This window comes from Bacillus sp. RC251 (assembly GCF_044908765.1).
Lineage (GTDB): Bacteria > Bacillota > Bacilli > Bacillales > Bacillaceae_G > Bacillus_A > Bacillus_A wiedmannii.
The window spans coordinates 738,181-751,308 of record NZ_JBIYDP010000001.1; the positions used below are offsets into that span (position 1 = coordinate 738,181).

Annotated in this window: 13 protein-coding genes and 1 pseudogene; 11 read left to right on the top strand and 3 right to left on the bottom strand. The window is 33.9% G+C overall.

From position 1 onward, the window contains the following. Positions 1–53 precede the first annotated feature (53 nt). From ABH961_RS03930 to fumC, 5 genes are all read left to right on the top strand, one after another. The gene (locus ABH961_RS03930; RefSeq protein WP_098222393.1) at positions 54–1,031 is read left to right on the top strand and encodes a permease; all 978 of its coding nucleotides are present in this window, start codon (positions 54–56) and stop codon (positions 1,029–1,031) included. A 13-nt stretch (positions 1,032–1,044) separates the two neighbouring features. Further along, entirely contained in the window at positions 1,045–1,917 is an 873-nt protein-coding gene (locus ABH961_RS03935) for a TIGR03943 family putative permease subunit (RefSeq protein WP_048543346.1), read from the top strand. Positions 1,918–2,029: 112 nt separating this feature from the next. Further along, positions 2,030–2,689, top strand: coding sequence for a class I SAM-dependent methyltransferase (locus ABH961_RS03940; protein ID WP_048543345.1), 660 nt, complete (start codon positions 2,030–2,032; stop codon positions 2,687–2,689). 330 nt (positions 2,690–3,019) lie between these two features. Continuing rightward, positions 3,020–4,423: a Na+/H+ antiporter NhaC gene (gene nhaC / locus ABH961_RS03945; RefSeq protein ID WP_000843982.1), complete on the top strand. Its 1,404-nt coding sequence runs from the start codon at positions 3,020–3,022 to the stop codon at positions 4,421–4,423. Between the two features lie 123 nt (positions 4,424–4,546). Continuing rightward, positions 4,547–5,935, top strand: a complete 1,389-nt coding sequence (gene fumC / locus ABH961_RS03950) for a class II fumarate hydratase (RefSeq protein ID WP_046959025.1) — start codon at positions 4,547–4,549, stop codon at positions 5,933–5,935. Positions 5,936–6,023: 88 nt separating this feature from the next. On the opposite strand, the gene ABH961_RS03955 is transcribed toward fumC, so the two are convergent. Both ABH961_RS03955 and ABH961_RS03960 read right to left on the bottom strand, forming a co-directional pair. Then, positions 6,024–6,446, bottom strand: coding sequence for a PH domain-containing protein (locus ABH961_RS03955; RefSeq protein ID WP_098080215.1), 423 nt, complete (start codon positions 6,444–6,446; stop codon positions 6,024–6,026). Between the two features lie 361 nt (positions 6,447–6,807). Further along, a pseudogene (locus tag ABH961_RS03960) lies at positions 6,808–6,960 on the bottom strand (MBL fold metallo-hydrolase); the annotation flags it as partial. Positions 6,961–7,216: 256 nt separating this feature from the next. On the opposite strand from ABH961_RS03960, the gene ABH961_RS03965 reads away from it, so the two are divergent. Further along, the gene (locus ABH961_RS03965) at positions 7,217–7,981 is read left to right on the top strand and encodes a DUF2087 domain-containing protein (RefSeq protein WP_064470811.1); all 765 of its coding nucleotides are present in this window, start codon (positions 7,217–7,219) and stop codon (positions 7,979–7,981) included. Positions 7,982–8,080: 99 nt separating this feature from the next. Continuing rightward, positions 8,081–9,490 (top strand): MATE family efflux transporter, encoded by a 1,410-nt coding sequence (locus ABH961_RS03970; protein WP_000804152.1) that lies wholly within the window; start codon positions 8,081–8,083, stop codon positions 9,488–9,490. A gap of 57 nt (positions 9,491–9,547) precedes the next feature. On the opposite strand, the gene ABH961_RS03975 is transcribed toward ABH961_RS03970, so the two are convergent. After that, positions 9,548–10,246: a peptidase E gene (locus tag ABH961_RS03975; RefSeq protein ID WP_048543339.1), complete on the bottom strand. Its 699-nt coding sequence runs from the start codon at positions 10,244–10,246 to the stop codon at positions 9,548–9,550. A 376-nt stretch (positions 10,247–10,622) separates the two neighbouring features. Between ABH961_RS03975 and ABH961_RS03980 the strand changes: the two genes are divergently transcribed. The 4 genes from ABH961_RS03980 to ccdA all read left to right on the top strand — a co-directional run bounded on the left by ABH961_RS03980 (position 10,623) and on the right by ccdA (position 13,126). Continuing rightward, positions 10,623–11,018, top strand: a complete 396-nt coding sequence (locus ABH961_RS03980; RefSeq protein ID WP_098047439.1) for a DUF3942 family protein — start codon at positions 10,623–10,625, stop codon at positions 11,016–11,018. A 110-nt stretch (positions 11,019–11,128) separates the two neighbouring features. After that, the gene (locus tag ABH961_RS03985; protein ID WP_048543337.1) at positions 11,129–11,545 is read left to right on the top strand and encodes a BlaI/MecI/CopY family transcriptional regulator; all 417 of its coding nucleotides are present in this window, start codon (positions 11,129–11,131) and stop codon (positions 11,543–11,545) included. A gap of 1 nt (position 11,546) precedes the next feature. After that, positions 11,547–12,359, top strand: a complete 813-nt coding sequence (locus tag ABH961_RS03990; RefSeq protein ID WP_098080218.1) for a M56 family metallopeptidase — start codon at positions 11,547–11,549, stop codon at positions 12,357–12,359. 53 nt (positions 12,360–12,412) lie between these two features. Continuing rightward, positions 12,413–13,126 (top strand): cytochrome c-type biogenesis protein CcdA, encoded by a 714-nt coding sequence (gene ccdA / locus ABH961_RS03995; protein WP_098080220.1) that lies wholly within the window; start codon positions 12,413–12,415, stop codon positions 13,124–13,126. The last annotated feature ends 2 nt before the right edge of the window (positions 13,127–13,128 follow it).

Here is a 13,128-nt window from a genome sequence, read left to right on the forward strand (position 1 = left end):
TAGGGCATTTGGACAAGTATACGGTCTAATATGAATAAAGTGGGGGGATAAAGTTGGTTTTTAATAGAGCTTCAAAAGAATTAATAGGAATAGCCCTTATTGCTATTTTTCTTTTTTTATTATTTTTCGTAGATTTCACAAGTTTAGCAAATTTGCATAAAAGTATGCCAAAAGAATGGCTGAATGTAAATACGGTGTTTTTAAGTATTATATTTGAAGCAATCCCTTTTATTTTATTAGGGGTAATTGTATCTTCTCTCATTCAAGTGTTTGTGACAGAAGATATGATTCAAAAAGTACTGCCGAAATCACAGATTGTTGCAATGATTCCGGCAGTATTTGTCGGAATCATTTTTCCGATGTGTGAATGTGTCATTATACCAATTGTGAGAAGACTTATTCAAAAAGGACTTCCACTTCATGTAGGAATTGTAATTTTACTGAGTGCACCTATTATGAATCCAATTGTTCTTTTATCTACCGTATATGCATTTCAAAAAAATGCTGTAGTTGTATATGCACGCTTTGGAATAACAATTTGTGCGGCGCTATTAGTAGGGCTAATTGTGTATTATTTTTATCGTGGAAAAAATATTTTAAAAGACATAGAGGATCCGGTTCAGGAAAAGGAAAAAAGGGGCTGGAGGAATGTTGTGAATCACACTGTAGATGAGTTTTTTGATACGGGTAAATATTTGCTGATTGGTGCTTTTTTTGCGAGCGTATTTCAAACATTTTTTGATCGAAATGTACTTGATACAGTGGCGCATAATGAAGTGATTTCTCCAATTATTATGATGGGATTGGGTTATGTTTTATCAATTTGCTCAGCAGCCGATGCATTTATAGCGGCATCTTTTGGACATGTTTTCTCTGTAAAAGCACTTCTCGCATTTCTTGTATTTGGACCCATGCTTGATATGAAAAATACGTTAATGCTATTTGCGTATTTTCAAAAGAAATTTGTATTCTTTTTGATTGGAATTATTATTTTATCAGTGTACACAATCGTGCAAATTACAACGTTATAGGAGGTGAGAAATAGTGGATAAAAAGGAACAGAAGGCCTATCATCGCTATATTCGTGGCATTATTTTAATTGGTTTAGCAATGCTCTTATTTAAACTACTTGTAACAGGGAATATTTATCATTTTATCGCTCCAAAAATGATTAAATTTACGTATATCGCTTTTGTAGTAATTTTACTTCTTGGTTCATTACAAGTTTGGGGAGATGAGAGAGAGGAACAAGGTGATTGTAATTGTTGTGTGCATCATAGGGAATTAAAATTAGGGCTGAAAAGATACTTTGTATATGTTTTATTTGTTGTTCCAATTATTAGTGCTTTTCTATTTGGAGGTGTAACAATTGACGGAAGTTTAGCAGGAAAAAGGGGTATGAATCAAAGTGTACAGGCGAGAAGTATAGAAAAGAACGAAAAAGAGGGAATACAGGTAAATTCTGATTGGAAAGAACAAGATGAAACATCAAATTTAAAAGTGACTGATCAAGTGGAAGAGCAATTAGCAAAAAGGATGTTAGAGCAGCGTAAAATACAAGTAGAAGATAAGGATTATGTACAGACAATGAATGCGATTGGCCAAGATGTAAATGGGTTTAAAGGGAAAGAAATTACATTCTCAGGGTTTATATATAATGATCAGGATGTGACGGGTGATAAAGTGGTAGTGGCGAGATACGGCATAACTTGTTGTATTGCGGATGCATCAGTCTGGGGGATGATTGTTACAGGAGAAAACGTAAAAAAGCTCCCGGAGGAAACATGGGTGAAAATAACAGGTTTGTTAGATGAAACGAAATATAAAGGAACACTATTTCCACTTGTAAAAGTAAGCAAAGTAGAGAAAATTAATACGCCTACAGATCCATATGTATACGATGCTTTACCTCAATGAGAAAGAGTTCATTCTTCATCTTTTTATGAAATAAAATCATAATTACAATGATAAAAAAATAAAGATAAGAGTAATTTGGTTTGTTAAAAATATGTGTAGAAGGAGAAATGTGATGAGCTGGGTTACTCATAAACCAACATTTGAATTTGATCAATACAGTCCATATATTCGTATGAATTCTGCTTGGGTGGGACATTTAAACTTCGCTTATGATTTAGTAAGATTTGAAAAGCCAGAAATATTAGTTGAGTTAGGTACACATTTAGGAGCTTCTTTTTTCAGTTTTTGCCAAGGGGTAAAAGATGAAGGGTTATCTACAAAATGCTTTGCTGTAGATACTTGGGCAGGAGATGAGCACACAGGTCCATATGGGGAAGGTGTTTTTCAAATAGTGAGTAAATTCGTGAGCACGAGTTATCCTCAAATAGGGAATTTAATTCGGTCTACTTTTGATGAGGCCGTGGATCAGTTTCAAGATGGAACGATAAATTTGTTGCATATTGATGGCTATCATACGTATGAAGCAGTTTCTCATGACTATAAAACATGGTTACCGAAACTTGCGAATAACGGTATCGTATTATTTCATGATATTGAGGTGAAAGATCGAAACTTCGGCGTGTATAAATTTTGGGATGAGGTTAAAGCGAAGTATCCTCATTTTCAGTTTGAGCATTCATATGGGCTTGGAGTGTTATTTCCGAAAGGTTGTAGCGAGAAGTTTGTGGAAATACTTAAAAATAAAGAAGAAATACAAAATATGTATAAATAAAAGTGGAGCATGCATCATTTGAATGATGTGTGCTTTTTTTGTGGGGAATAATGATACTCCTTAAAACGGTGAGGATAATGGTAAAAAGTTTTATGGTGGCAAATATTAAAAAAGTTACTCTTTGATTGTTAAATATAAAAAATGTAACATTTTTTATATTTTCCATTGCGAAAAGTAGCATCTACTTTTACAATAGAAAAGGTGTCCGTATATTATACTGGAAAAATAAATCGAAATAATATGAAAATTTTGTTTTGTCTTCGCTAATTGTATATTACATACATGTAAGACGACATACGTCATGTTATCGACTTGTAAGGAGAGAAAAAAATGAAAAGTGTAAGATTACCATCGATGCTAGAAATCATAGTTCTTTTATTACTATTTCTTGCTGTTGTCTTTTCCTTCCAAACGATTTTTGATCTCCCAATTCAATTAGCGCTATTTATTTCATGGTTTTTAGTAATTGCGCTTGGATTAAGATTAGGATTTCGTTATCAAGAATTGCAAGATGCAATTACGAAAGGGATTTCTAACGGATTAGAAGCAATACTGATTTTAGTTGCGGTAGGTGCTTTAATTGGAACTTGGATTGCTGGTGGCGTTGTACCAACATTAATCTATTATGGATTAGAGTTTATTCACCCTAGCATATTCCTATTAGCAACATTAATTATTTGTTCGATAACTTCTATTGCGACAGGAACATCATGGGGAACAGTTGGAACAGCAGGTATTGCTATGATGGCGATTGGTGAAGGACTTGGCTTACCACTTCCGCTTGTTGCTGGTGCAGTTCTTTCAGGAGCTTATTTCGGCGACAAATTATCACCACTTTCTGATAGCACAGTTCTTGCAGCTTCTATGGCGAAAGTAGACGTTATTGCTCACGTTCGAGCTATGCTCGTATTAGATGTTCCGGCTTACATTATTACTAGCATTATGTTTACTGTAGCTGGTTGGATGTATGGCGGCGATAATGTAGATTTGAATCGAGTAGAGTTTTTAAAAGAAGCTTTATTAAAGGAATTTGATATTAAAATATGGATGCTTGTTCCGGCAGTCATTGTTATCGCTTTATTAGCGATGAAGAAACCTTCTATGCCAACAATTGCAATGGGAGCTTTAATTGGTGCAATTTGGGCAACTCTTTTCCAAGGAATGAACTTTGGAGAGGCGATTGGAACAGCGTATAACGGATTTTCAATTCAATCAGGTGTTGAGTTTGTTGACAAGTTATTAAACCGTGGTGGAATTAACGGTATGCTTGGCTCAGTAGCCGTTATTATTTTCGGTTTAGGATTTGGTGGATTACTTGAAAAACTGGGTGTTTTAAAAGTGATTGTATCAAAATTTGAGAAGAAATTAAATTCTGCAGGTAATGTAACATTGTCTACATTAATCGTGGCATTCTTAGCTAATATATTTGGTTGTGCAATGTACGTATCATTAATTTTAACACCGAAAATTATGGAAGATAGCTATGATAAATTAAAAATAGACCGACGTGTATTAGCGCGTAACTCAGAAGTAGGTGGAACGTTAACTTCTGGTATGGTTCCGTGGTCGGATAATGGTATTTTTATGGCTGGTATTTTAGGTGTAGCAACGTTCTCATACGTTCCGTTTATGTGGTTAAGCTTTGTATCATTAATTTTAGCAGTTATTTACGGATACACAGGCAAATTCATTTGGTATGTAGATGACGTTGAAAAAGGAAAGCAAGCATCATAAAAAAATACCTTCTGCGATGGCAGAAGGTATTTTTTTATATATACGAGTGAGAATCCTTATCATTTGGGTGAAATTCTGTTAAAATGAGAAATGTAGGTATTTTATTTTCAAGGGGATGAAAAAATGGAGTACAGAATTGAAAGAGATACAATAGGAGAAATAAAAGTTCCAGCTGATAAATTATGGGCAGCACAAACGCAACGTAGTAAAGAAAACTTCCCAATTGGAACAGAGCAAATGCCGCTTGAGATTGTAAAAGCATTTGCCATTTTAAAGAAAAGTGCAGCACTTAGTAATCAAAAATTAGGAAAGCTATCAGAAGAAAAAGCAGAAGCAATTGTGGCAGCAGCTGACGAAGTGATTGCAGGGAAATGGAATGAACATTTTCCACTTGTCGTATGGCAAACTGGTAGCGGTACACAGTCAAACATGAATGTGAATGAAGTAATTGCAAATCGAGGGAATCAAATTTTGAAAGAGAAGGAATCTGACGTACATATTCATCCGAATGATGATGTGAACATGTCTCAAAGTTCAAATGATACATTCCCAACGGCGCTTCATGTAGCATGTGTAATTGCAGTGGAAAATCACGTATTACCAGCAATTACGAAATTAAAAGAAACGTTAGCAGAAAAAGTAACTGCATTTGAACATATTATAAAAATTGGTCGTACACACTTACAAGATGCAACACCGTTAACATTAGGGCAAGAAATTAGCGGATGGCACCGTATGCTTGAAAAAACAGAGCGTATGATTGCTGAGAGCAATACATATATGAAAGAGCTTGCAATTGGTGGTACTGCAGTTGGAACAGGTATTAATGCTCATCCTAAATTTGGTGAGATGGTGTCAGAGGAAATTAGCCAATTTACAGGTAAGCAATTTATTTCTGCACCAAATAAGTTCCACGCATTAACGAGCCATGATGAAGTTGTATATACGCATGGTGCATTAAAAGCATTAGCAGCTGATTTAATGAAGATCGCTAACGATGTGCGCTGGCTGGCAAGTGGTCCGCGTAGTGGTCTAGGAGAAATTATTATTCCGGCAAATGAGCCAGGAAGCTCTATTATGCCAGGTAAAGTAAATCCAACGCAAAGTGAAGCGTTAACGATGGTTGTAGCGCAAGTAATGGGAAATGACGCAACAATCGGATTTGCAGCGAGCCAAGGTAATTTTGAATTAAATGTATTTAAACCTGTTATTGCATATAACTTCTTACAATCTGCTCATCTATTAGCGGATGCAATTGTTTCATTTAATGATAATTGTGCAGTTGGTATTGAAGCAGATGAAGAAGTAATTAAAGAGAATGTGAATCGTTCCTTAATGCTCGTTACGGCATTAAACCCGCATATCGGATATGAAAATGCAGCGAAAATTGCGAAGCATGCTCATAAAGAAGGGTTAACGCTAAAAGAAGCAGCACTGCAATCTGGACTACTAACAGAAGAACAATTTAATGAAATTGTCGATCCGAAAAAAATGATTGCTCCGAAAGAGTAATAAAAAAGCCAAGATTCTTTAGAATCTTGGCTTTTTTGATATTTATTTTTATGACCTCCATTTGTATTACTACAAGTGCCAAAATATATTATTTGTTAGCAGGCATGTTCAATACTTTCATTTGTGGACAGTTTTCTTTTAAGAGTGAAATGAACTTTTCTTCTTCTTGAGGTACGAAAGTTGTCACAGAATCAAATAAATTGTAATGGATTTCTAATTGCTGCCTAGTCCACTTTTCAGAGCGAAGTGTTTGGCCAGAGTATGTAACGTGACGAATATCTTCAAATGGAATTTCAGTATGAAATACAAAACCATGTTTTACAACAAGAGAGGATTTCGTTACGTTGTAGTGAGAGAAATAGAATGAAGAAAGATTCACGATATTTAACAGCATCATGAGAGTGAAAAAAATAGAATTTTCATTTTGGAAGAATAGCGAAACGAAAAAAATAATGATAAATAATGTAATAAAAATGACGTGAAATGGATTTTTTTTCGCTTTGAATTTCAAGTTAGTCACCTCGGTTTACGTGTACGCTAACTAAATTAAATCACAACATCGTAATAAAACGTGTATGTATGCATAATTGCATATTCACACGTTTTATTATTCATGTAAAATTTCCTGATGGGATAAATTTAAATGGAATTTTGTAATAGTGGAGAGGTATAAAGTGACTTGCAAAAATAGAAAGTTAGCATTAGTCATAATTAGTTGTATGATGATTATGGGTAGTTGTGCTAATAAATTTGTTGAGGATGGAAACCGAAAGCATATATTCGTACAGGTAAGTAAAGCTTTAGTCGAGGTTATAAATAGAATATATAATGGGTAGAAGGTATTTCCGTATACGGAAATACCTTTTTTGTAGTTAAAATTGAATACTGAAGTTTTGGAATGAGTAAGTACCAGTGCCGTGTTGAATGAGGTTGTTATCACTCAAATATTGAATAGCGTATTTTAGTTCTTTCAGTATAGTAGGCGGGAGACCAAGAGTATGATGTGAACCGTAAATTTGATTAACAGTAAACAAAGGATCTTGCAGAATAGTCATGTTTTGTTTCACATCCTATCTTCATTTGTGTATTAAATACATTCGCTTTTTTGTTACTTTAAGTCTTTTTATAAAATTATTTAGTAGACGTTTTTTATAAAAGTTTGTAAAATGGGTAAACGGAATGTTGAAATGTTTATTTACTGTATGTTAAGATGATGAAGAGATAGTAAACGTTATTGGGAAATGTCTGTTTTTAGATAAACATTTTAAAGGAGTGTTTAGTATGAGTGATATTTCAGAGAAGTTTTGGGATGCTTCGGTAGAAGAATTGAAGAAAGGGTATGTATTTGAAGCGGAAGCAGAGGAGTATATTTGTTTAGCTTGTGGAGAAGCGTTTATTAAGGGGGTTATTTATCAAGATAATCAAGTTTTGTATGAAGCAGAGAAGTTTGTGCAATTGCATGTGCAAAATGAACATACGTCTATGTTTGATTATTTATTAAACCTTGATAAAAAGTATACGGGTTTAACGGATTTGCAAAAGAAAATGGTTCAGTTTTTCCATATGGGGCTGAATGATAAAGAGATTGTAAAAGAGATGGATGGCGGAAGTACATCAACCATTCGTAATCATCGATTTACACTTCGAGAGAAAATGAAGCAAGCGAAAGTATTTTTAGCATTAATGGAACTGTCAGAAGAAAAATCAAAAGTACAAACGAAATTTGTACCCATTCATAGAACCGCAACGATGGTAGATGATCGCTACAATATTACGGAAGAAGAAAATGATGAAGTATTAAAAGCGCATTTTACAGAAGGATTAGATGGACCGCTTTCTACATTTCCGAAAAAGCAAAAGCGTAAATTAATTATATTACGCCATTTAGTGACGAAGTTTGATAGTAATAAAAAGTACACTGAAAAAGAAGTAAATACTATCATAGAAAGAGTATACCCGGATTTTGTAACTTTAAGAAGGTATTTAATCGAATATGGGTTTTTAGATAGAACAGCAGATGGAAGCCAATATTGGGTAAAGTTATGATAATATGGAAAAGAAAATAAATAGAGGCACATTATTATAACAACTATACAAAGAAATAGAAGTTGAAAAACAGATTTTTAATAAAAGGAGAAATGAAATTTGAAACCACCTACAGATAATAATAAAGAAGGTGCGGAGTCACATAAGTTAGAAAGTGAGAGTAAACCGATTTGGAAATCGATGTCCATGTTTTTAGTACCGTTACTATTAAGTAATGTATTACAATCGATTGGACAATTATTCGGTATGGTAGTAGTAGGAAGATGGCTTGGCGTTAATGATTTAGCGGCTATATCAGCATTCTTTCCACTATTTTTCTTACTCGTTTCATTTGTAATTGGTATTGGTTCAGGGAGTTCTATTTTAATTGGTCAGGCGTTTGGTGCTAAAAACGAAGATCGTTTAAAAGCTATCGTTGGTACGACACTGACATTTACATTTATTATTGGAGTTGTGTTGGCGATAATAGGTAGTATTTTTGCGATGGATATTATGCGCCTAATGGGAACGCCAGAAAATATTATTGATATAAGTGTTCATTATGCACGTATTTTATTTATATCGATGCCAGTATTATTTTTATATTTTGCATACACAACATTTATGAGAGGTACAGGAGATTCTAAAACGCCATTTTACTTTTTAATTGTAAGTACAGCGCTAAATATGATCTTATTACCAATTCTTATTTTTGGATGGTTAGGAGCTCCGAAATTAGATGTGTATGGAGCGGCCTATGCTTCTGTTATATCTACAGTTATTACGTTTATTGTCATGTTGGTGTATTTAAAGAAGAAAAATCACCCACTACAATTAGATAGTACGGTAAGGAAATATCTTCGCATGGATAGGGAGTTATTGAAGCTATTGTTACGACTCGGAATTCCAGCGAGTATTAATATGATATTAGTTTCATTATCTGAAATTGCGGTAATCGCGTTTGTGAATCGTTATGGTTCGGATGCAACAGCAGCTTATGGCGTTGTGAACCAGGTTGCAAGTTATGTACAAATGCCAGCAGTTAGCCTTGGTATTACAGTTTCCATTTTTGCAGCACAATCAATTGGTGCGAATCAATTTGATAGATTGCAGAAAGTTGTGAAGGCCGGAATTATTATGAACTACGTCATCGGTGGTGTGCTAATATCTCTTATTTACTTGTTCTCAAGAGACATTCTATCACTATTTTTAACGAGTCAAACTACAATTGAAATTGCTCATAGCCTAGTTATGATTACGTTATGGAGTTATTTAATTTTCGGGCATGCGCAAATTATTAGTGCGACAATGCGAGCGAGTGGTACAGTATTATGGCCAACTGTTATCGGAGTTGTATCAATTTGGCTTGTTGAAGTACCTGTAGCATATTACCTTTCTTACCATACAAGTCTTGGCATAGAAGGGATATGGATTGGGTACCCAGCAGCATTTATTGTCAGCTTAATATTACAGTATGCATATTATAAGCTTTCATGGCAGAAGAAACGAATTACACGACTAGTGAGTTAAATCATGCAAATGTCCCTAAGCTATTATACTTAGGGACATTTTTTTGTAAGTGTATGTTTACAAATAGCTTTTTAAAGTGATATCAAAATGTTGTCTAATGAGCTTGTTATCGCTCATATAAAACTCCCACGCTTTTTCAGGTTCACCGATAATTTCAAAAGATTCTTCTGTAATATATAAAGCGCAATTATCCTCTAGTGCAATTCCTTCTATATTACCTTGATGATTTTGTAAAAAGGAATGGAAGGCGTTCATTCTATTTAATTGATTATAATGTGGACAAAACCTTTTGTTAACAATCCCCCAACCGTTACACTCTATATAACCAGAACCTTCATAATCTGATCGGATACTAGATGTGAACCAACACATAGCACCAGCGCTATTGCCCGCAATGAGTGTTCCTTGTTGCAGAGCCAATAGTAATTTTTCATCGAGTTTAAGTTCTTTCCATTCTGTAACCATTTGAATATAGTTCCCGCCACCGAGATAAATTAAATCAGCAGACTGAATCATTTCGTCTATTTCATATTTAGAAGGTGTATCAGCTATAGTACGTAAAATTTGTACTTCACAGTGTAATTGTTTTTCGAACGTGTCTAAAAATAGCTTTATATAGCTTTCATCATCATGACTAGCTGTAGGAATGAATAATACTTTTGGATACTGTTTATTTGTTAATTCTATAAGTCGCTCATTAATAGGCGAGTGATTTGAATCTTGTAAATCACCGCCACCAATGACAGCTAATTTCATAGTAAAGCACCACCTAATCATTTTTGTTATATAAAAATTCGATAGAAGAGAGTAACATTCCTTCTCTCATGTAATGAATAAGTAGAAAATATAGTTTCAGTATATCGGAATAGTAAAGGTAGTGAGAACTATATAGAAAAATGAATTAGAAACAATTTATTGATATATAATATTTCGTACTATTGTTTCAAAATATAGGAAAAATATGTTTAAATTGATATAACGACGCAGTAATTAATATTGAATTAAAAAAGAATTAGAAATAATAGGGATATTAAAAGTGCTTTTTACTTTTAATAGGAACTTGTACCGTAATATGGTAAAGTTATTTTAATATATTTATTTAATATAGAATGAATAGAGGGAGCGTGGAAAAATGGATTTTCGATTTGAGTTTGCAACGAAAGTGAAAGAATACTTAGATGATGAGAAGGATGAAAAAATAATAAAAGATGGACATAGAGATATAATTTTTCACTATTTATATGCGTTAGAGGCTGAAATTGGCGTTGTGAAAAATCCTAACTTTACTTTCTTTACATCAGGAAGACGTTCACATATCGTATTAGAAAATATTGAATTTAAAACAGAGGTAAATGTCAAAAGTAACATCATTGAAATTACAAAAATAGTGGATAATGTCGTTATTCCATTAGATACTATCGTAGCGAAAGATCGGGAATTATTTGCACTTGGGCGTAATGAGAAGTTTAATGTACAAATATTAGAGCAGTATCTCTTTGAAACATTTGGAGAGAAGCTAGGATTATAATGAATGGAATGGCGAACGTATTTATAGGTAGTGGATTTTAGTGCATTTCATTCGTGTTTGACCTTTCATTTAATTTATACTACAATTCGTAGTGTGAAAGGAGCCATACTATGTTTACTCAAAACTATAAATTAAATGAGCAAGGATTAAATCACTTTTTTGGACCGCTTGAAGCGAAAATTATGGAGATTGTCTGGTCTACCGAGGGTATTACGATTAAAGAAGTGCAGCAGAAATTAAGTGAAGAATCACCTGTGAATTTTAATACGGTCATGACAGTTATGAACAGGTTAGTAGAGAAATTCCACTTAGAAAAACAGACTGTGAAAAGAAGTGGCATATATCGTGCTGTGCAAACAAAAGAAGAATTCTTATCCAATCAAACGAAGAAAATGACACAGGAATTGATGGGGGAATTTGGAGATTTAGTTGTAAATCATATGCTTGATGAGTTAGAGCAGGTTGATCCAACTTTAATAAAAAAATTAGAAGACAAATTGAATCAGTTAAAAAAAGAGGATCAATGAAATGAAAGGGCAAATGCGTAAAATCGTATTGTTAGCAGTAATGGTTAGTACCCTCTTTTTCAGCATGTTAGTGTATTACGTTACATATCCATTTCTGTTTCAAAATAAGGCGTTCTTTCTTTCAAATTTTTGTTTGTTTCAATTAGAACAACATATGAAGGAATTATCGCTCATTCGTATTATAATTGCTGGATTACTATTACTTACTGTACTCATAGTGTGCGAAAGAATGTGGCGACAATTTTTCTATAGTAAAAAATTACAAAAAGTACTTATCCCTTCCATTCGAAAAGGAAAACAAATATATATATTGCCGACCGCGGAAGTTGCAGCATTTACAATTGGGTTATTTCGTCCGAAAGTTGTCATGTCAGAAGGCATGCTTCAAACATTTTCAGATGAAGAAATGGATGCGATTATTTTCCATGAAGAATATCATCAAACTAATCGAGATCCATTAAAATTATTTTGTTTTACGTTATTAGCAGAAGGAATGGTGTACATCCCGATATTAAAAGGTTTATTGCAGCGCTATCATGTGTATCAGGAGCTAGCAGCAGATAAGTATGCGATGCGAAAAATGAAATCTAAATTCGAGTTAGGTAGCGCATTATTAAAATTAATTAAAATAAAGACAATGGAAAATCGATGTGTGACAGCTTCATTTGCAAAAACAGCAATAAATTTACGAATCGAGCAAGTGTTAAATGAAAAAGTTGTTAAGCTCAATATTCCGTTACATACGAATTCGGTATATGTAACATTAGGTTTATTCTGTATGTCGATTGTACTTATTGTCGGAGAGTGCATATAGCCTCTTTTTTTAAGAAATAACACTACTTATTGTAGTGCTTTAGGGGGAGTAAAATGAATGCAGCAGATTTAACAATTTGGCTTGTAGCTGGGGCAGGGGTATTGTCATTTATATCACCATGTTCTTTGCCGCTATATCCATCTTATTTATCGTATATTACAGGTGTGTCTATTCAAGATTTAAAAGAAAATCGTGGAATGATGCAAAAATCAGCGATCATACATACCGTATTTTTTATGATCGGATTTTCGGTTATATTTTATGCGTTAGGCTTATCGGTAAGCTGGATTGGAATAACATTTTCATCTAACCAAAAATTGATTCAACAAATTGGTGGGATTTTCATTGTTTTGATGGGGCTGTTTATGACAGGTTTGTTTCAGCCTAAGTGGCTTATGGCAGAGAAAAAGGTACAGTATAGAAGTAAATCGACTGGATATATTCGCTCGATTTTAGTCGGTATGACATATGCAGCGGGTTGGACGCCGTGTGTTGGACCGATATTTTCAGCTGTACTCATGCTTGGGGTGACAAATCCTGAAGAAGCACTTCTTTATATTACAGCGTATACTCTTGGGTTTGCGGTTCCGTTTTTTGTGATGGCATTCTTTATTGGGAAGGTAAAATGGATCGTTACATATGCCAATGTCATGATGAAAATTGGCGGTGGAATGATGATTGTAACAGGGGTTTTATTGTATACAAATCAAATGACGAAAATTACCGCATTCTTTATTCGTCTATTCGGCGGATTTACAGGCTTTTAAAA

What these genes read in the sequence shown, in the direction of transcription:
- ABH961_RS03940 (WP_048543345.1), top strand. Translation starts at nt 2,030, where the DNA reads ATGAGCTGGGTTACTCATAAACCAACATTTGAATTTGATCAATACAGT.
- nhaC (WP_000843982.1), top strand. Translation starts at nt 3,020, where the DNA reads ATGAAAAGTGTAAGATTACCATCGATGCTAGAAATCATAGTTCTTTTA.
- fumC (WP_046959025.1), top strand. Translation starts at nt 4,547, where the DNA reads ATGGAGTACAGAATTGAAAGAGATACAATAGGAGAAATAAAAGTTCCA.
- ABH961_RS03965 (WP_064470811.1), top strand. Translation starts at nt 7,217, where the DNA reads ATGAGTGATATTTCAGAGAAGTTTTGGGATGCTTCGGTAGAAGAATTG.
- ABH961_RS03975 (WP_048543339.1), bottom strand. Translation starts at nt 10,246, where the DNA reads ATGAAATTAGCTGTCATTGGTGGCGGTGATTTACAAGATTCAAATCAC.
- ABH961_RS03980 (WP_098047439.1), top strand. Translation starts at nt 10,623, where the DNA reads ATGGATTTTCGATTTGAGTTTGCAACGAAAGTGAAAGAATACTTAGAT.
- ABH961_RS03985 (WP_048543337.1), top strand. Translation starts at nt 11,129, where the DNA reads ATGTTTACTCAAAACTATAAATTAAATGAGCAAGGATTAAATCACTTT.
- ABH961_RS03990 (WP_098080218.1), top strand. Translation starts at nt 11,547, where the DNA reads ATGAAAGGGCAAATGCGTAAAATCGTATTGTTAGCAGTAATGGTTAGT.
- ccdA (WP_098080220.1), top strand. Translation starts at nt 12,413, where the DNA reads ATGAATGCAGCAGATTTAACAATTTGGCTTGTAGCTGGGGCAGGGGTA.